Source organism: Vibrio sp. Vb1337 (genome assembly GCF_033338715.1).
Lineage (GTDB): Bacteria > Pseudomonadota > Gammaproteobacteria > Enterobacterales > Vibrionaceae > Vibrio > Vibrio alginolyticus.
Genome location: NZ_JAWOTD010000021.1, coordinates 59,757 through 77,898 on the forward strand (window position 1 = coordinate 59,757; position 18,142 = coordinate 77,898).

Annotated in this window: 16 protein-coding genes and 4 tRNA genes; 19 read left to right on the plus strand and 1 reads right to left on the minus strand. The window is 45.5% G+C overall.

What is annotated here, in order from left to right:
- The first annotated feature begins 37 nt into the window (after positions 1-37).
- The 9 genes from eno (at position 38) to rpoS (ending at position 7,864) form a co-directional block, all read left to right on the plus strand.
- Entirely contained in the window at positions 38-1,339 is a 1,302-nt protein-coding gene (gene eno / locus R7E42_RS19475; protein WP_005383785.1) for a phosphopyruvate hydratase, read from the plus strand.
- Between the two features lie 548 nt (positions 1,340-1,887).
- Positions 1,888-2,169, plus strand: coding sequence for a cell division protein FtsB (gene ftsB, locus R7E42_RS19480; RefSeq protein ID WP_005380907.1), 282 nt, complete (start codon positions 1,888-1,890; stop codon positions 2,167-2,169).
- Between the two features lies 1 nt (position 2,170).
- Entirely contained in the window at positions 2,171-2,896 is a 726-nt protein-coding gene (gene ispD, locus R7E42_RS19485) for a 2-C-methyl-D-erythritol 4-phosphate cytidylyltransferase (protein ID WP_005383786.1), read from the plus strand.
- Positions 2,893-3,369: a 2-C-methyl-D-erythritol 2,4-cyclodiphosphate synthase gene (gene ispF, locus R7E42_RS19490; protein ID WP_005380896.1), complete on the plus strand. Its 477-nt coding sequence runs from the start codon at positions 2,893-2,895 to the stop codon at positions 3,367-3,369. Before ispD ends, ispF begins: the two co-directional genes overlap by 4 nt.
- Before the next feature lie 45 nt (positions 3,370-3,414).
- Positions 3,415-4,458 (plus strand): tRNA pseudouridine(13) synthase TruD, encoded by a 1,044-nt coding sequence (truD, locus tag R7E42_RS19495; protein WP_318072927.1) that lies wholly within the window; start codon positions 3,415-3,417, stop codon positions 4,456-4,458.
- Positions 4,458-5,234 carry a 5'/3'-nucleotidase SurE gene (gene surE, locus R7E42_RS19500; RefSeq protein ID WP_005380894.1) on the plus strand — a complete coding sequence of 259 codons (777 nt, stop codon included), beginning with the start codon at positions 4,458-4,460 and terminating at the stop codon, positions 5,232-5,234. The genes truD and surE overlap by 1 nt, the downstream gene beginning before the upstream one ends.
- Positions 5,234-5,860: a protein-L-isoaspartate(D-aspartate) O-methyltransferase gene (locus tag R7E42_RS19505; RefSeq protein ID WP_005380892.1), complete on the plus strand. Its 627-nt coding sequence runs from the start codon at positions 5,234-5,236 to the stop codon at positions 5,858-5,860. Before surE ends, R7E42_RS19505 begins: the two co-directional genes overlap by 1 nt.
- A 13-nt stretch (positions 5,861-5,873) precedes the next feature.
- Entirely contained in the window at positions 5,874-6,797 is a 924-nt protein-coding gene (locus R7E42_RS19510; RefSeq protein ID WP_017633546.1) for a peptidoglycan DD-metalloendopeptidase family protein, read from the plus strand.
- Positions 6,798-6,877: 80 nt separating this feature from the next.
- Positions 6,878-7,864 (plus strand): RNA polymerase sigma factor RpoS, encoded by a 987-nt coding sequence (rpoS, locus tag R7E42_RS19515; RefSeq protein WP_005380887.1) that lies wholly within the window; start codon positions 6,878-6,880, stop codon positions 7,862-7,864.
- A gap of 82 nt (positions 7,865-7,946) precedes the next feature.
- On the opposite strand, the gene mutS is transcribed toward rpoS, so the two are convergent.
- Complete coding sequence (gene mutS / locus R7E42_RS19520; RefSeq protein ID WP_033907432.1) at positions 7,947-10,508, minus strand: DNA mismatch repair protein MutS; 2,562 nt, start codon at positions 10,506-10,508, stop codon at positions 7,947-7,949.
- Positions 10,509-10,592: 84 nt separating this feature from the next.
- Between mutS and pncC the strand changes: the two genes are divergently transcribed.
- The 10 genes from pncC to R7E42_RS19570 all read left to right on the plus strand — a co-directional run bounded on the left by pncC (position 10,593) and on the right by R7E42_RS19570 (position 18,142).
- Positions 10,593-11,075 (plus strand): nicotinamide-nucleotide amidase, encoded by a 483-nt coding sequence (gene pncC / locus R7E42_RS19525; protein ID WP_137282362.1) that lies wholly within the window; start codon positions 10,593-10,595, stop codon positions 11,073-11,075.
- Between the two features lie 200 nt (positions 11,076-11,275).
- Entirely contained in the window at positions 11,276-12,319 is a 1,044-nt protein-coding gene (gene recA, locus R7E42_RS19530) for a recombinase RecA (protein ID WP_005380874.1), read from the plus strand.
- A 127-nt stretch (positions 12,320-12,446) separates the two neighbouring features.
- The gene (recX, locus tag R7E42_RS19535) at positions 12,447-12,914 is read left to right on the plus strand and encodes a recombination regulator RecX (protein WP_017633543.1); all 468 of its coding nucleotides are present in this window, start codon (positions 12,447-12,449) and stop codon (positions 12,912-12,914) included.
- Positions 12,915-13,056: 142 nt separating this feature from the next.
- On the plus strand, positions 13,057-15,639 hold the full coding sequence (gene alaS, locus R7E42_RS19540; RefSeq protein ID WP_225478056.1) for an alanine--tRNA ligase: 2,583 nt from the start codon (positions 13,057-13,059) through the stop codon (positions 15,637-15,639).
- A gap of 212 nt (positions 15,640-15,851) precedes the next feature.
- Positions 15,852-17,039: an aspartate kinase gene (locus R7E42_RS19545; RefSeq protein WP_238843845.1), complete on the plus strand. Its 1,188-nt coding sequence runs from the start codon at positions 15,852-15,854 to the stop codon at positions 17,037-17,039.
- Between the two features lie 92 nt (positions 17,040-17,131).
- Positions 17,132-17,329, plus strand: a complete 198-nt coding sequence (gene csrA / locus R7E42_RS19550) for a carbon storage regulator CsrA (protein ID WP_004415691.1) — start codon at positions 17,132-17,134, stop codon at positions 17,327-17,329.
- A 334-nt stretch (positions 17,330-17,663) separates the two neighbouring features.
- A tRNA-Ser gene (locus R7E42_RS19555) sits at positions 17,664-17,755 on the plus strand.
- Positions 17,756-17,786: 31 nt separating this feature from the next.
- Positions 17,787-17,863: transfer RNA gene (locus R7E42_RS19560), tRNA-Arg, on the plus strand.
- 29 nt (positions 17,864-17,892) lie between these two features.
- Positions 17,893-17,984, plus strand: a tRNA-Ser gene (locus R7E42_RS19565).
- Between the two features lie 85 nt (positions 17,985-18,069).
- Positions 18,070-18,142: transfer RNA gene (locus R7E42_RS19570), tRNA-Arg, on the plus strand.

The following is an 18,142-nucleotide window of genomic DNA, read 5'->3' on the forward strand; positions in this document are numbered from 1 at the left end:
AGATTGACATTTATATTTGAAACGAGAGGAAACATTAATGTCTAAGATCGTTAAAGTTCTAGGTCGTGAAATCATCGACTCACGTGGTAACCCAACTGTAGAAGCTGAAGTACACCTAGAAGGCGGTTTCGTAGGTATGGCGGCAGCTCCATCTGGCGCATCTACTGGTTCTCGCGAAGCTCTTGAGCTACGTGACGGTGACAAAGCACGTTTCCTAGGTAAAGGTGTTCTTAAAGCAGTTGAAGCTGTAAACGGCCCAATCGCTGAAGCTCTAGTTGGCAAAGACGCTAAAGACCAAGCTGCAATCGACGCAGTAATGATCGAACTAGACGGCACTGAAAACAAATCTAAATTCGGTGCTAACGCTATCCTAGCTGTTTCTCTAGCAAACGCTAAAGCTGCTGCTGCTGCGAAAGGCATGCCTCTATACGAGCACATCGCTGAGCTAAACGGCACTGCAGGTCAGTTCTCTATGCCTCTACCAATGATGAACATCATCAACGGTGGTGAGCACGCAGACAACAACGTTGACATCCAAGAGTTCATGATCCAACCAGTTGGCGCTAAGACTCTTAAAGAAGGTCTACGTATCGGTGCAGAAGTATTCCACAACCTAGCTAAAGTTCTTAAGTCTAAAGGCTACAGCACTGCAGTTGGTGATGAAGGTGGTTTCGCTCCTAACCTTAAATCTAACGCTGAAGCTCTAGAAGTTATCGCAGAAGCTGTTGCAGCTGCTGGTTACGAACTAGGTAAAGACGTTACTCTAGCTATGGACTGTGCTGCATCTGAGTTCTTCGACAAAGAAGCTGGCATCTACAACATGAAAGGCGAAGGTAAAACTTTCACTTCTGAAGAGTTCAACCACTACCTAGCTGAGCTAGCTAACCAATTCCCAATCGTTTCTATCGAAGACGGTCTAGACGAGTCTGACTGGGATGGCTTCAAGCACCAAACTGAACTACTAGGTGACAAGCTTCAACTAGTAGGTGACGATCTATTCGTTACTAACACTAAGATCCTTGCTGAAGGTATCGAGAAAGGCGTAGCTAACTCTATCCTTATCAAGTTCAACCAAATCGGTTCTCTAACTGAGACTCTAGCTGCAATCAAGATGGCTAAAGACGCAGGTTACACAGCAGTAATCTCTCACCGTTCTGGCGAAACTGAAGATGCAACTATCGCTGACCTAGCGGTAGGTACAGCAGCAGGTCAAATCAAAACTGGTTCTATGAGCCGTTCTGACCGTGTTGCTAAGTACAACCAGCTAATCCGTATCGAGGAAGCTCTAGGTGAGCGCGCTCCTTTCAACGGTCTTAAAGAAGTTAAAGGTCAAGCTTAATTCTTCACTGAATTAGCAGCTTAACTTAAAGCTTTTAAAACACCCTGCTTTGGCGGGGTGTTTTTTTATATAACGGAAGCGCTAAGTGAGCGCACTCCTCCATGTTTCAAGTAAGCGGTCTCAAAGAAGTTAAAGGTCAGGCTTAATTCTTAACTGAATTAGCAGCTTAACTTAAAGCTTTTAAAACACCCTGCTTTGGCGGGGTGTTTCTTTATATAACGGAAGCGCTAAGTGAGCGCACTCCTCCATGTTTCAAGTAAGCGGTCTCAAAGAAGTTAAAGATCAAGCTTAATTCTTATTGAGTAAAGTTTCGCTAAATAGCTTTTTGAAATCATCGCTACGGTGGTTTTTTTGTATTTATAGGTTTGTATTTTTGGCTCTTACTTTGGTCATGGGTAAGGATCGCTTCCTATGAGCTTGTTTCATTTTGCTGCTTATTTCTTGTAAGGAGCGTGTGAGTCTCCCTTTCTCCCCTAGAGGCAACCTCGCATTTATGCTATATATGTCACCTTATCTAATTCCTTCCGGTACAGAATGTTAGCAGCGATATGCGAATCTTTGTTATAGCCCTTACGCTACTGTTTGGCTTGCTTCAATACACTCTATGGTTTGGTAAAAACGGAGTGTCTGACTACTACACAGTAAAAGATGAAATTGAAGTTCAGCAACAAGTGAACAGCAAGCTACAAGCTCGCAACAATGAAATGTTCGCTGAGATTGATGACTTAAGGCAAGGTCTTGATGCGATTGAAGAACGTGCGCGTCATGAGCTCGGTTTAGTTAAAGATGGCGAGACTTTTTACCGCATTATAGGTGAGGAAAACCATTAAAATGTTGGATATGAACTCATCGCATATCGCAATTGTGCCTGCTGCTGGTGTAGGGAGCAGAATGAAGGCAGATCGCCCTAAGCAATATTTATTGATCGAAGGTAAAGCGGTACTGGAACATACCGTAGAGAAACTGCTTTCTCACCCAAATATTTCTAAGGTTGTCGTTGCTGTTACTGACGGCGACCCATATTACCCAGAATTGTCCATTGCTAAGCACCCAGATGTGATTCGTGTAGCTGGTGGTAAAGAAAGAGCAGACTCTGTGTTATCAGGGCTAAACTATGTCAATGAGCACCTGGAAAGCGAGTGGGTATTAGTTCACGACGCTGCAAGGCCATGTGTATTAACATCCGACATTGACCGTTTGATTGATGTTTGCTGCGCCCACTCAACGGGTGGCATTCTCGCATCTCCTGTGAGAGATACAATGAAGCGAGCAAACGCAGTACAAGATATCGACCATACGGTAGATAGAGAAGCATTGTGGCATGCACTGACTCCACAAATGTTTAAAACTCAGCAGCTTACTCAAGCACTGGCTGACGCATTAGAACAGGGTGTAACCATTACCGATGAAGCCTCGGCTTTGGAATGGCTAGGCGAGAAGCCAGCCTTAGTTCAAGGGAATGCGAACAATATAAAAATCACTCAGCCAGAAGATCTTGCGTTAGCCGAGTTTTATCTAAGCCGTGAGCGCGGCGAACAAAGAAAGGATAGAAAATGATTCGAATTGGTCATGGTTTCGATGTACATAAATTCGGTGGTGAAGGCCCAGTCATTATTGGTGGTGTAGCAATCCCTTATGAGCAAGGTTTGATTGCACACTCAGATGGCGATGTAGCGTTGCATGCGTTAACGGATGCTCTGCTGGGCGCGATTGCTGCTGGCGATATTGGTCGTCATTTCCCAGATACGGATGATAAATGGAAAGGCGCAAACAGTCGTGAATTACTGAAAGACGTTTACCGTCGAGTCAAAGAGCAAGGCTACCGTCTCGGCAATGCTGATGTAACCATCATGGCACAAGCGCCTAAAATGGCACCACACATTGACGCAATGTGTGCGGCGATAGCCGAAGACCTAGAAACCGACATTAGTAACATTAACGTAAAAGCGACGACGACAGAACGTCTCGGTTTTACTGGACGCAAAGAAGGCATTGCAACGGAAGCCGTTGTACTTCTGTTTAAGCAATAACTAGCAATTTGCTCCTCTAAGCTGTGATATCAGCGGAAACACATCATGTCAGACATTTTATCTTCATTGGCTTACCTAACGGGTAAGCCAGTTGCATCGGCAAAAATCAAAGCGCAGCCAGAGCACTTTCAGGTTCGCGAAGATTTAGGTTTTGCCTTTACGGGCGAAGGCGAGCACCTAATGGTTCGTATCCGTAAAACGGGCGAGAACACCAGCTTCGTTGCTAACGAGTTAGCGAAAGCCTGTGGTGTTAAGTCGAAAGACGTTAGCTGGGCGGGTCTTAAAGACCGTCATGCGGTGACGGAACAGTGGTTAAGTGTCCATTTACCAAAAGGTGAAACGCCAGATTTTTCAGCGTTTTTGTCTCAATACCCAAGTATCGAAATCCTTGCAACAGATCGTCACAATAAAAAACTGCGTCCTGGTGACCTAGTAGGGAACGAGTTCGTGGTTACTTTGTCTGAAGTGACAGATATAGCGGATGTAGAACAACGTCTTGAAAAAGTGAAACAAGTTGGTGTGCCAAATTACTTTGGTAGTCAGCGTTTTGGTAACGATGGCAACAACCTTGAAGAAGCACGTCGATGGGGACGCGAAAACGTTCGTACCCGCAATCAAAACAAGCGAAGCATGTATTTATCAGCGGCTCGTTCGTGGATTTTCAACCGCATCGTTTCAGCTCGTCTAGAGAATTGTGTGTTTGATAAGTTCATTGATGGTGACATTGCACAGACGAATTCTGGCACTCAGTTGATTGATGCAAACAACATCACTGATTTGCAAGTGCAATTTGCACAAGGTGAAGCGGCAATTACCGCTGCGCTTGCTGGCGATAATGCACTGCCTACTCAAGCCGAGGCTCTGGCATTAGAGCAACCGTTTTTAGACGAAGAGCCTGACCTCATGGCGCTGATTCGTGGTAATCGCATGCGCCACGATCGTCGCGATATTGCGCTGAAGCCAAAAGATTTAGCTTGGACGGTTGAAGGTAACAACATTACGCTGACTTTCTCACTGGATGCGGGATCTTTTGCGACCTCTATTGTTCGTGAGTTAGTTAATGAGGTTGAAGTAGAAAGAGAATACTAATGGAACAGGATTCACGAAACCCGAAGCCCTTAAGAGTCTTAATCAGCAATGATGATGGTGTTCATGCACAAGGGATTCATGCCCTCGCTGATGAGTTGAGAGATATCGCCGAAGTGACCATTGTCGCACCTGATCGAAATCGTTCAGGTGCTTCGAATTCACTCACATTAGAACAACCATTACGCGTGACTGAAATTGCCCCAAATATCTACTCAGTGCAAGGCACGCCCACGGATTGTGTGCATTTCGCGCTGAATGAGCTAATGAAAGATGATTTGCCTGATCTTGTTCTGTCAGGAATCAACCATGGCGCTAATTTGGGTGATGATGTTCTTTATTCTGGAACAGTAGCAGCTGCCATGGAAGGTCATTTCCTTGGCGTTCAGTCGGTGGCTTTTTCACTAGTGGGTAAGCGACATTTCGAATCCGCCGCTAAAATTGCACGTCAAATTGTACAACAGCATTTAGCGTCGCCGATTCCAACGAATCGTCTACTGAACGTAAACGTGCCTGACTTACCATCAGAGAATTTAGGTGAAATTGAAGTTACGCGTTTAGGTGCACGTCATCACGCAGAGAATATGATCAAGCAGAAAGATCCGAGAGGCCATGACATTTATTGGTTAGGGCCACCAGGAAAGGAGCAAGATGCAGGAGAGGGCACGGACTTTTATGCAATTGAGCATGGCCGAGTTTCAATGACGCCTCTGCAAGTTGATCTCACCGCTCACGAGTCGCTGCGTGCTATGGATAGTTGGTTAAAGGAAGAGAAGTAATGAGTAACCCACATGCTGACAGGTTGATAGCGTTTCTTATCTCCAGTGGCATCAAAGACCAAAGAGTTCTGGATGCTATCCAACGCTTGCCACGAGAAAGCTTTGTTTCTCAAGCGATGATGCACCAAGCCTATGATAACAATGCGTTACCAATTGGTCAGGGACAAACTATTTCTCAGCCTTATATCGTTGCTCGTATGACCGAGTTGCTTGAGCTAGAACCGGCGAGTCGTGTTCTGGAAATCGGAACGGGATCGGGTTATCAAACTGCGGTACTGGCGCAAATTGTTGATCATGTATACTCCGTTGAGCGAATTAAATCGTTGCAATGGGAAGCAAAGCGTCGCCTGAAGCAATTGGATATTTACAATGTTTCAACTAAGCATGCTGATGGGTGGCAGGGCTGGGAAGCGAGAGGTCCTTTCGATGCTATCATTGTTACCGCTGCCGCTGAAGTGATTCCCCAAGCTCTTCTCTCACAATTAAGAGATGGCGGCAAAATGGTCATTCCTGTTGGAGATACGGAACAACAGTTATTAAAAATAGAGCGTAAGGGAGACGAATATCTCTCTACCGTTGTAGAAATGGTTCGGTTCGTACCTCTGGTTGCGGGTGATTTAGCTTAAGGGTTAGGGATAGGTGAATAAGTTACTACGTCATATTGGTATTAGCTTTGTGTTTGCTGCAGGACTAGTTGGTTGTGCAGCGCATTCCCCTGCACCTGTCTCTAGCCTAAAAAAAGACTATTCAAGCCTTGAAAGAGGGAGTTACAGAGGGAGTTATTATGAGGTAAAAAAAGGCGATACACTTTACTTCATAGCTTATGTCACAGATAAAGATGTAAATGATCTTGTTCGTTACAATGAGTTAACTCAGCCTTACACTATCTACCCAGGACAGAGGCTAAAACTTTGGGCTCCGAAATATGTCGCCCCTAAATATGGTCAAAAAGTTGAACCCGTTGTGGCTCCTGTTGTTACGACACCCCCAGCTCCAGTGACGAAAACATCAACAGCCTCTAAACCTAAACCTTCGAGTAAAAACTCTAGTCAAAAACCTACAGAGACTAAGCCTAAAGTCGTACAAAAACAGCCTCCAAAGAAGGTTGAACAATCGAAAACAAAGGAGTATGTTGGTTCAAAAGATAACCAAAAAGTGAAGCAAAAAGCGCCAACTACCACAGCAAAGAGTGATAAAGTCTCAAAGTGGTTGTGGCCAACAAAAGGGAGAGTAATCAAGAACTTTTCGGCGGGAGAACAGGGAAATAAAGGTATCGACATCGCAGGACAGCGTGGTCAACCTATCGTTTCAACCGCAGCCGGCACAGTCGTTTATTCAGGCAATGCGCTACGAGGTTATGGCAACTTAATTATAGTAAAGCATAACGACAATTATTTAAGCGCATACGCACATAATGACAAACTGCTGGTCACAGAAGGACAAAGCGTAAAAAGCGGACAAAAAATCGCCACCATGGGTAGTTCAGGTGCAAAGTCGGTCAAACTACACTTTGAAATTCGCTATCAAGGTAAATCAGTGAATCCAAAACGCTATTTGCCTTAAAACTTTGAAAAACAACTTGCGACATCATTTAGCGACATATTGAGTTGTCATGTCTTGCTAACTCGCCAGGGGGAGGCGTTATGAGTATCAGCAACACAGTAACCAAAGTTGAAGAGTTTGCATTTGACAATGCGTCAGTGAAGACCATTGATAACGAACTCGAAAGATCATCATCCACAGAAAGCAAAGCGACTGCGCGTGAAGAATTTGACGCGAGCAGTAAAAGCTTAGATGCAACTCAGTTGTATTTGGGCGAAATTGGCTTCTCACCTTTACTTACTGCCGAAGAAGAAGTGCTTTACGCAAGACGCGCCCTACGTGGCGACGAAGCGGCACGCAAACGTATGATCGAAAGTAACCTACGTTTGGTTGTTAAGATTTCTCGTCGATACAGTAACCGTGGTCTAGCACTACTCGATCTGATTGAAGAAGGTAACCTCGGCTTGATCCGAGCGGTCGAAAAATTCGACCCAGAACGTGGTTTCCGTTTCTCTACTTACGCAACATGGTGGATCCGACAAACGATAGAGCGAGCGTTGATGAACCAAACTCGCACGATCCGTCTACCTATCCACGTAGTGAAAGAGCTGAACATTTATCTGCGTACTGCGCGTGAACTTTCTCAAAAGCTCGATCACGAACCGACCGCAGAAGAAATTGCTGCTCAATTAGATATTCCAGTCGAAGACGTAAGCAAAATGTTACGCCTTAATGAGCGTATTAGCTCTGTCGACACGCCAATCGGTGGTGACGGTGAGAAAGCGCTGCTGGATATTATTCCTGATGCAAACAACTCTGATCCAGAAGTTTCGACTCAAGATGACGACATCAAATCATCGTTGATTCATTGGTTAGAAGAGTTGAATCCGAAACAGAAAGAAGTGCTTGCACGTCGCTTCGGCCTACTAGGCTACGAGCCTTCGACGCTGGAAGAAGTTGGTCGAGAGATTGGTCTGACACGTGAGCGAGTACGTCAAATACAAGTGGAAGGTTTACGTCGTCTTCGTGAAGTCCTAATCAAACAAGGTTTGAATATGGAAAACTTATTTAACGTAGAAGACGATTAAATAATCCGTATTTCACTAGATACGCAAAAGGCTATGGTTCCCCATCGCCTTTTTTCTTTTTTGCTCGTTGGTGTGAGTCTGTTTACAGCATCTTCTTCAAGCGATACAGCTCTTCAAGAGCTTGGCGTGGCGTTAAGTCGTCAGGATCAATACCTGACAGAGCTTGTTCGACCTCGCTAGGCTCTGGAATCAGGCTCAACTGGTTAGCCACATCTACTGCACTTGGACGCGGTGTGTCACTGTTTTGCCCCAGTTGCTCTAGCTGAGATAGCTTGTTACGCGCATTTTTGATGACCGTTTTTGGTACGCCAGCTAAGCCCGCAACAGCCAAGCCGTAAGACTTACTTGCCGCACCTTCTTGAACTGCGTGCATAAAGGCAATGCTGTCTCCATGCTCTACGGCATCCAAGTGAACGTTCGCTAAGTTTGGCAGTTGGTTCGGTAACTCTGTTAATTCGAAGTAGTGAGTTGCAAATAGGGTCATCGCACCAATTTGTGTTGCGAGCCATTCCGCACTTGCCCAAGCTAAAGACAGACCGTCGTAAGTACTAGTACCGCGTCCGATTTCATCCATTAGCACCAAACTGTTCTTAGTTGCGTTGTGAAGAATATTGGCTGTTTCGGTCATTTCTACCATGAAGGTCGAGCGGCCAGATGCAAGATCATCTGATGCACCAATACGAGTAAATATACGATCTAAAGAACCAATCTGTGCGGATTCTGCCGGTACATAAGAGCCGATATGTGCCATCAATGCAATCAGCGCAGTTTGACGCATGTAGGTTGATTTACCACCCATGTTTGGACCGGTGATGATCAACATCTTACGGGCTGGGTTAAGCTCAATTGGGTTCGCGATGAACGGCTCTGTTGTTACTTGTTCTACGACTGGATGACGGCCAGCTTGAATGTGAATTCCTGCGTCTTTCACAAGCGTTGGGCGGCAGTAATCTAACGAATCTGCACGCTCTGCTAGGTTTTGTAATACATCTAGCTGAGACAGAGCAGAAGCTAGGTTTTGCAGCTTCTCAAGGTTTGGCATCAATAGATCAAACAGTTCTTCCCACAACTGTTTCTCAAGTGCTAACGCTTTAGACTTCGAGTTAAGTACTTTGTCTTCGTGTTCCTTAAGCTCTGGGATGATGTAGCGTTCAGCGTTTTTGAGTGTTTGGCGACGTACATAATGCGGTGGAACCAAATGGCTCTGGCCACGGCTCACTTGGATAAAGAAGCCATGAACGTTGTTATAGCCTACTTTAAGCGTATCGATACCGTGTCGTTCACGCTCATCTCGCTCAAGCTGCTCAAGATATTCTGTTGCACCGTCTGCCAATTTTCGCCATTCATCGAGCTCCGCATTGTAGCCTTCAGCGATGACGCCACCATCACGAATAACAACCGGCGGATTTTCTTTAATCGCGCGTTCTAACAGGTCACATACTTCGTCAATCGGAGCTGCATACTTCGCCAATTTCGTTAGGTACGGATGGGTCAAAGAAGCGGTGACAGATTCTAGCTCTGGTAGCTGTTGCATGGCATTGCGAAGTCTAGCCATATCGCGAGGGCGAGCAGAGCGTAATGCAAGGCGCGCTAAGATACGTTCAATATCACCAATTTGCTTTAACGTTGGTTGAAGATCGGCAAACAGAGCTTGTTCTTTAATCTCACCAATCGCATCAAGGCGATTGTTTAACGTTTCAATGCAACGCATAGGCTGATGCAACCAACGCTTCAGCATTCGGCTGCCCATCGGAGTTGCACAATGGTCGAGTACTGCAGCGAGCGTGTTATCGGTTCCGCCTGCTAGATTTTGAGTAATTTCCAGATTACGTCGGGTAGCAGCATCAAGGATGACGGATTGATCCTGATGATCAAACGTTAAAGAGCGAATATGAGGTAAAGCCGTACGTTGAGTATCTTTTACGTACTGGATCAAACAACCAGCAGCACACAGCCCTAAGGACGCATGTTCTACACCAAAACCAACCAGATCTTTTGTGCCAAATTGTTGATTGAGTTGTTGCTTAGCCGTATCAAGCTCAAACTCCCAGACTGGGCGACGACGGTTACCATTGCGGCTCGCCATTAAATGTACAGGTTCAAAATCTTCTGGGAACAGTAGCTCACGTGGTGCAGTGCGTTGAAGCTCGGCTGTCATCGCTTCTTCAGTTTCTGGTTCTGTCAGTTGGAAGCGACCAGAGGTGACATCCAGCGTCGCATAACCGAACTTACCGTTGTGATGGTAAATTGCTGCGATTAAGTTATCGACACGCTCAGAAAGCAGCGCTTCATCCGTCACAGTACCTGGTGTCACGATACGCACAACTTTACGTTCTACCGGGCCCTTGCTGGTGGCCGGATCGCCAATCTGTTCACAGATCGCCACAGACTCACCAAGCTGAACAAGTTTTGCCAGGTAGCCCTCTACGGCGTGAAATGGCACACCCGCCATTGGGATAGGTTCACCTGCAGACGCACCACGTTTGGTCAATGAAATATCAAGAAGCTGAGAAGCTCGCTTGGCATCATCGTAAAAGAGTTCGTAGAAATCGCCCATGCGGTAGAACAGCAAAATCTCTGGGTTCTCAGCTTTTAGCTTGAGGTATTGCTGCATCATCGGAGTGTGTTTTTGTTCAGCTTTCACAGGTAAGTTCTTTTGTTTATTTCCGTAGCGGCTTAGGATACGTGAATCCCTATCAAGTAAAAAGAGACAAAGGGCATTTTGGCTATGGAAAAAACAACAAAATTGAGTGCCGATTTAGGCGCATTATTGGCTAAACACGGGCATGTTTTAACAACCGCAGAATCATGCACAGGTGGTGGTGTTGCAACCGCCATTACTGACATTGCTGGTAGTTCAGCTTGGCTTGACCGTGCGTTCGTCACCTACAGTAATGAAGCGAAAATGGAGATGCTTGGTGTGCAAGCTTCAACGTTAGAAGCGCATGGTGCAGTGAGTGAGCCAGTTGTGATTGAAATGGTGCAGGGTGCAATTAAAAACTCCAATGCCACCATCGGTGTGTCCATCAGTGGTATTGCAGGGCCGGGTGGTGGCAGTGAAGAGAAACCAGTCGGTATGGTCTGCTTTGCTTTTGCTGATAACCAAAGTTGGCAGCAAGTAGAAACCATGTATTTTAATGGTGACCGTGCAGAAGTTCGCAAAAAAGCGGTCGAGCACGCGTTGACTCAATTGTATCAACATCTGCTCTAGAATTTCTTAACTTGTTTTAGCCCAGCATTGATAAGGGCTAGAGCAAATCATGACTTTAGGTCAGCCAAATTTTTTTCATACAGGTATGGACACTGTATGAATCAACAGTATAATAACTTTCATTGCTGAGCAGTTCTTCTGCTTAAGAAAAATGAATTACTATTCGTCGCCCAAAGAAGATGAATAAATCGGAGAAAGTAATGGACGAGAACAAACAGAAAGCGCTCGCCGCTGCGCTAGGTCAAATTGAAAAGCAATTCGGTAAAGGCTCTATCATGCGCCTTGGTGATAACCGCGCAATGGACGTAGAAACCATCTCAACGGGTTCTCTTTCTCTTGATATCGCTTTGGGTGCTGGTGGTCTACCAATGGGTCGTATCGTAGAAATCTACGGCCCAGAATCTTCAGGTAAAACAACATTAACGCTTGAGCTTATTGCTGCTGCGCAACGTGAAGGCAAAACTTGTGCGTTTATCGATGCAGAGCACGCTCTAGATCCTGTATACGCGAAGAAACTTGGCGTTGATATCGATGCATTGCTAGTTTCTCAGCCAGACACAGGTGAGCAAGCGCTAGAGATCTGTGACGCACTTGCACGTTCTGGTGCTATCGATGTTATGGTTGTCGACTCTGTTGCAGCGCTAACACCGAAAGCAGAAATCGAAGGCGAAATGGGCGATAGCCACATGGGTCTGCAAGCACGTATGCTTTCTCAAGCAATGCGTAAGCTAACGGGTAACCTAAAGCAGTCTAACTGTATGTGTATCTTCATCAACCAAATCCGTATGAAGATTGGTGTGATGTTTGGTAACCCAGAAACAACAACAGGTGGTAACGCACTTAAGTTCTACGCTTCTGTTCGTCTAGATATCCGTCGTACTGGCGCAATCAAAGAAGGTGACGAAGTGGTAGGTAACGAAACGCGCATCAAAGTTGTTAAGAATAAGATTGCAGCACCATTTAAAGAAGCAAACACACAAATCATGTACGGCCAAGGCTTTAACCGCGAAGGTGAACTTGTCGATCTAGGTGTGAAGCACAAGTTAGTTGAAAAAGCCGGTGCTTGGTATAGCTACAATGGCGATAAGATTGGTCAAGGTAAAGCGAATGCGTGTAACTACCTGCGTGAGCATCCTGAAGTGGCCAAAACTATCGATACAAAACTGCGTGAAATGTTGCTAGCGCCAGCACTTGCGGAAGCGCCTGAAGCTGGTGAAGCGCCAGAGCAAGCTGAAGAGTTTTAATCTTTCATAGATTAATAAATGACAAAGCCCTGCAATGCGGGGCTTTGTTGTATCTATTGAAATCAAAAATCGAATTATCACAAAGGCCATTGAGAGCCTGTACAGCAAAAATACTTTTAGGATCATCATGTACCAAAAACGCCAGGCGCCAACATTATCGAGCAAAGAGGCAGCTATCCAATTGCTTAGCCGTCGCGATCATGGTCAGTATGAGCTTTACCAAAAATTATCGATGAAGGGCTATGAAGAATCAGACATCGACATCGCAATTAATTTTTGCCTAGACCATAACTATTTAGATGATTTACGTTACGCGAAGAGTCAAATTAGACAGCATGTATACAAAGGACATGGAGAGCGTCGAATTCGTCAAGAGTTAAACCAGAAGCGTGTTGCGGAATCGGTGATTGAGCAAGCTATGGCTGAAGAGCCGCAAGATTGGTTTGAACTGGCTAAACAGGCGGCAGAAAAGAAATTCAAAGGTATTAAAGCCAAAGACCAAAAAGAGTACGCAAAACAAGTTCGTTTTCTGCAGTATCGCGGCTACAGTTTTGACCAAATCAGCTACGCGCTGAGCTTTGAGGACGAAGATTAACGGTCAGTCGTCCGCACTGATTTTTGTTTTGCTTCAAATTTTTTCTCCTACTCCCTCTTTTCCTCAAGAAAACTAGTCTCAGCTGTTTGCATGATCTACAATACGGCAAAATTCTAACTCGACTATTTTCAGGAAGAGCTGCATGTACATGAGCACTGATGAGGTTCGTAACGCGTTCCTCAAGTTCTTTGAGAGCAAAGGACACCAAATCGTAGAAAGTTCATCGTTAGTTCCACATAACGACCCAACCCTGCTGTTCACAAACGCAGGTATGAACCAATTTAAAGATTGTTTCTTAGGCTTAGAAAAACGAGCCTACACTCGAGCGACTACGGCTCAGCGTTGCGTACGTGCTGGTGGCAAACATAACGACCTAGAAAATGTTGGCTTTACTGCTCGTCACCACACATTCTTTGAAATGTTAGGCAACTTCAGCTTTGGCGATTACTTCAAAGAAGATGCGATCTCCTTTGCTTGGGAATTCCTAACCGAAGTTCTTAAACTGCCAGCGGATCGTTTATTGGTAACTGTTTACGAAACCGATGACGAAGCGTTTGACATCTGGAACAAGAAAGTTGGCGTACCCGCTGATCGTATTGTTCGCATTGGTGATAAAGAAGGCGGCAAGCCGTACGAGTCTGATAACTTCTGGCAAATGGGCGACACTGGCCCTTGTGGTCCATGTACTGAAATCTTCTACGATCACGGTGAGCACATCTGGGGTGGCCGTCCTGGCACGCCTGAAGAAGATGGTGACCGTTTTATCGAGATCTGGAACAACGTATTCATGCAGTTCAACCGTCACGCAGACGGCACTATGGAACCGCTACCAAAACCATCGGTAGATACTGGTATGGGTATCGAGCGTATCTCTGCAATCATGCAGGGAGTTCACTCAAACTACGAAATCGATGTATTCCAAGCTCTTATCAAAGCAGCAGCAGAAGTGATCGGTTACGAAGACCTATCAAACCAATCACTACGCGTTATCGCTGACCACATCCGTTCATGTTCATTCCTGATCGTGGATGGCGTTATGCCTTCAAACGAAGGTCGTGGTTACGTATTACGCCGTATCATCCGTCGTGCAGTTCGTCACGGTAACAAGCTGGGCGCACAAGGTGCATTCTTCCACAAGTTGGTTGGCGTTCTAGCTGACATCATGGGTACGGCTGGTGAAGAGCTGAAGCGTCAACAAGCTGTGGTTGAAAAAGTACTGCGTATCGAAGAAGAAAACTTTGGTCGTACACTTGAGCGCGGTATGGCGATTCTAAACGAAGCATTAGATAACCTAGATGGTAAAGTACTGGACGGCGAAACCGTATTTAAACTTTACGACACTTACGGCTTCCCAGCTGACTTAACTAACGACGTTGCACGTGAGCGTGAGTTCGCAATCGACGAAGAAGGTTTTGAGAAAGCGATGGAAGAACAGCGTCAACGTGCGCGTGAAGCGGGTAACTTCGGTACTGACTACAACGCGGCAATCAAAGTTGATACGCAAACAGAATTCTGTGGTTACACAGGTACTAAAGGCTCTAGTTCTGTAGCAGCGATGTTCGTTGAAGGCAACGAAGTAGATTCGCTATCTGCGGGCGACAAAGCAATCATCGTACTTGGTGAAACACCATTCTACGCAGAGTCAGGCGGTCAGTGTGGTGACGCTGGTGAAATCCGTACTGAGTCTGGTGTATTCTGCGTTGAGGACACTCAAAAACTAGGTAACGCAATCGCGCACCACGGTGTAATGGCAGAAGGCGTTCTAGCGAAAGGTGATGAAGTAGCAACTATCGTTGACGCAGAGCGTCGCGCAGCTATCTCTCTAAACCACTCAGCAACGCACTTGCTACACGCAGCACTACGCCAAGTTTTAGGTGAGCACGTAACGCAGAAAGGTTCATTGGTGAAGGCAGACAACCTACGTTTCGACTTCTCGCATCTAGAAGCCGTAACCGCAGCAGAGTTGAAAGAAGTTGAGCGCCTAGTTAACGCGCAAATTCGTCGCAACCACACGATTGAAACCAACGTGATGGACATTGAGTCTGCTAAGAAGAAAGGCGCAATGGCTCTATTCGGCGAGAAGTACGACGACGAAGTACGCGTACTATCTATGGGCGACTTCTCGACAGAGCTTTGCGGTGGTATTCACGCATCAAGCACAGGTGATATTGGCCTATTCAAAATCACTTCAGAAAGCGGCATTGCTGCAGGTATTCGACGTATTGAGGCGGTAACAGGCGAGGCTGCATTAGACGCTATTGAAGCTCAAAACGCGAAGTACGAAGAGAAACTGGCAGAATCTGCACAGAAAGCAAAAGCGCTAGAGAAAGAAGTGCAGAAGCTAAAAGATAAGATGGCGGCAGCAGAAAGCGCTAACATCATGGGCAAAGCGGTTGAAGTCAATGGTACAAAAGTTCTAGTCGCAGCTCTTGAAGGCGCTGACAGCAAGAACCTACGTACTATGGTTGATGATATCAAGAACCAAATGGGGTCTGGTGTCGTACTGCTTGCCAACGTAACAGGTGACAAGGTTGGCCTGATTGCTGGTGTGACTAAAGATCTAACTGGTAAAGTAAAAGCTGGTGATCTAGTTAAGATGATTGCTGAGCAAGTCGGTGGTAAGGGCGGTGGTCGTCCTGACATGGCTCAAGCTGGTGGTACTGATGTAGCCGCACTACCAGAGGCAATTAAAACAGTTCAGCCTTGGTTAGAAGAGCGCTTATAAGCTTTTAACTACTAAAATTACGCTCAATCAAGTTTCTTTGATTGAGCGTAATTTTTTTTAGCAGCCAAGTGGTTTAATTGACCAAAAGTTAACCGAGTCATTTAGGCTATTTGGTTTTTGTTGTAACTACTGCTTATATAATTTTTCTAAAAGGAAATACTGACGATGTAAGCAGTTCTAAAGAGACTTCGGTCTTGGGAAGGTGAAGACTGGTGAAAAAGCCCCTTATCGTGCAAAAGTTTGGCGGAACCTCAGTGGGTTCAATTGAAAGAATCCACCAAGTTGCTGAACACATCATTAAGGCGAAAAATGATGGCAATCAAGTTGTTGTTGTCGTGTCTGCAATGTCAGGCGAAACAAACAGACTGATGGACCTCGCTAAACAGATAGATAGCGTGCCTACAGCTCGAGAACTTGATGTTTTGCTCTCTGCTGGTGAGCAAGTGTCAATGGCACTGTTAGCAATGACACTCAATAAATTGGGTCATGCTGCACGCTCGCTTACCGGAGCACAGGCGAATGTTGTGACGGATAATCAACACAATGACGCAACGATTAAACACATTGATACTAAGACAATTCTGGGATTGCTTGAGCAAGACCAAATCGTGATTGTTGCAGGCTTTCAAGGTGTGAATGAGAACGGGGATATCACCACATTAGGTCGAGGTGGCTCAGATACGAGCGCAGTGGCACTGGCAGGCGCATTGCGCGCTGATGAGTGTCAAATCTTTACCGACGTTGATGGTATTTATACTTGTGACCCACGTGTAGTGAAAAACGCGCGAAAATTGGCGGTTATCGATTTTCCTTCCATGGAAGCGATGGCAAGCCGAGGCGCGAAAGTATTACATTTACCTTCAGTGCAATTTGCATGGAAGAATAATGTGCCACTGCGCGTGCTTTCGACATTTGATGTTAATGAAGGCAGTCTGGTAAAGGGGGAGTTAGGCAATCAAGCCGTCTCTGGTATAGCCATTCAACGTGACCTTGCCATAATCGAAGTCGATAAAGAACATTTATCTAGTGCTACAAAACAATGTCAGATGTTGGGTATCGACATTTGGAATGTGATCGAGGAAACAGAACGGGCAGGTATCATGATAAAACAAGATGCATGTGCCAAGTTCGATCTGGTGTTCAGCGACAAAATCCGTAATAGTGAAGTGGTAAGCCTGTTGACCGCAGTGGGGCTTGAGGCCAATGGAATGGTAGAGCACGCATGCGATTTGTTGGCAAAGCGAGATATTGAGATCAATTTCAGCGCAACGAATGCACTCACTATGATGCTAGTTTTAGCACCCGAATGTGTGGATACAGCAGCAAACATTCTGCATGATGCTTACATTACGTCTAGTGAAGCATTAAACATTCAACAAAAACATGCCTTTTTAGGCTGATTTTCGCTAACAAGGTAGTTTACGAAAATATAACTTTTGTTGGATAATAGCTTTGTAGCAAGAAAATTTAGAGATTACTCAAGGAGCAAAGAATGCTAATTTTGACTCGCCGCGTAGGCGAAACACTGATGATTGGTGATGAAGTGACTGTAACTGTACTAGGTGTTAAAGGTAACCAAGTGCGTATCGGCGTTAACGCTCCGAAAGAGGTTTCAGTTCACCGTGAAGAAATCTACATGCGCATTCAAGCTGAAAAAGGCAATGGCAACGTTGCTTCAGGTAACTACTAAGTCGCTCCTGTTTACAGAGCTTAGTTTGAATGAAAAAGGCTAACCGAAGGGTTGGCCTTTTTAGTTTTTACTGTTTTTGAAAATTTGCAGAAACTATTGTGTTGAGTATGGCTGTGAATTCATCAATAATGTTGATTCGAACTTCAGAAAGTTATTTGAAAATAAATGTCTTTTTTTCAGAGAAGACTCTCTTTTTTTCATCATAATAGAGTGATAAAGTTCGTTTAATAGTCACTTTGATTAAATCAGCAACGGTTAAGCCAGTTTCGTAGATTTTTTCAAAGAAAGTGTTTGACATATTTTCGGTAAAACGTAATATGTGCCTCCGCAAGACGGTGAGGTGGCCGAGAGGCTGAAGGCGCTCCCCTGCTAAGGGAGTATACGGTTTATCCCGTATCGAGGGTTCGAATCCCTCCTTCACCGCCATTCTTGCAACGTTGATTTATCAACAAAAAGTGCGTCCTTAGCTCAGCTGGATAGAGTACCTGGCTACGAACCAGGCGGTCGGAGGTTCGAATCCTCCAGGACGCGCCATATCTCTTTTGAGATATAACAATGAAAACGGTGAGGTGGCCGAGAGGCTGAAGGCGCTCCCCTGCTAAGGGAGTATACGGTTTATCCCGTATCGAGGGTTCGAATCCCTCCTTCACCGCCATTCATTGACTGGCCCGATGGCCTTTTTTTTGTTTCGTAAGAAATGAATGTGATTTACTTCACAACTTCTTAGCAAGAAGATCTGCGCGTCCTTAGCTCAGCTGGATAGAGTACCTGGCTACGAACCAGGCGGTCGGAGGTTCGAATCCTCCAGGACGC

What these genes read in the sequence shown, in the direction of transcription:
- eno (WP_005383785.1), top strand. Translation starts at nt 38, where the DNA reads ATGTCTAAGATCGTTAAAGTTCTAGGTCGTGAAATCATCGACTCACGT.
- ftsB (WP_005380907.1), top strand. Translation starts at nt 1,888, where the DNA reads ATGCGAATCTTTGTTATAGCCCTTACGCTACTGTTTGGCTTGCTTCAA.
- ispD (WP_005383786.1), top strand. Translation starts at nt 2,171, where the DNA reads ATGTTGGATATGAACTCATCGCATATCGCAATTGTGCCTGCTGCTGGT.
- ispF (WP_005380896.1), top strand. Translation starts at nt 2,893, where the DNA reads ATGATTCGAATTGGTCATGGTTTCGATGTACATAAATTCGGTGGTGAA.
- truD (WP_318072927.1), top strand. Translation starts at nt 3,415, where the DNA reads ATGTCAGACATTTTATCTTCATTGGCTTACCTAACGGGTAAGCCAGTT.
- surE (WP_005380894.1), top strand. Translation starts at nt 4,458, where the DNA reads ATGGAACAGGATTCACGAAACCCGAAGCCCTTAAGAGTCTTAATCAGC.
- R7E42_RS19505 (WP_005380892.1), top strand. Translation starts at nt 5,234, where the DNA reads ATGAGTAACCCACATGCTGACAGGTTGATAGCGTTTCTTATCTCCAGT.
- rpoS (WP_005380887.1), top strand. Translation starts at nt 6,878, where the DNA reads ATGAGTATCAGCAACACAGTAACCAAAGTTGAAGAGTTTGCATTTGAC.
- pncC (WP_137282362.1), top strand. Translation starts at nt 10,593, where the DNA reads ATGGAAAAAACAACAAAATTGAGTGCCGATTTAGGCGCATTATTGGCT.
- recA (WP_005380874.1), top strand. Translation starts at nt 11,276, where the DNA reads ATGGACGAGAACAAACAGAAAGCGCTCGCCGCTGCGCTAGGTCAAATT.
- recX (WP_017633543.1), top strand. Translation starts at nt 12,447, where the DNA reads ATGTACCAAAAACGCCAGGCGCCAACATTATCGAGCAAAGAGGCAGCT.
- alaS (WP_225478056.1), top strand. Translation starts at nt 13,057, where the DNA reads ATGTACATGAGCACTGATGAGGTTCGTAACGCGTTCCTCAAGTTCTTT.
- csrA (WP_004415691.1), top strand. Translation starts at nt 17,132, where the DNA reads ATGCTAATTTTGACTCGCCGCGTAGGCGAAACACTGATGATTGGTGAT.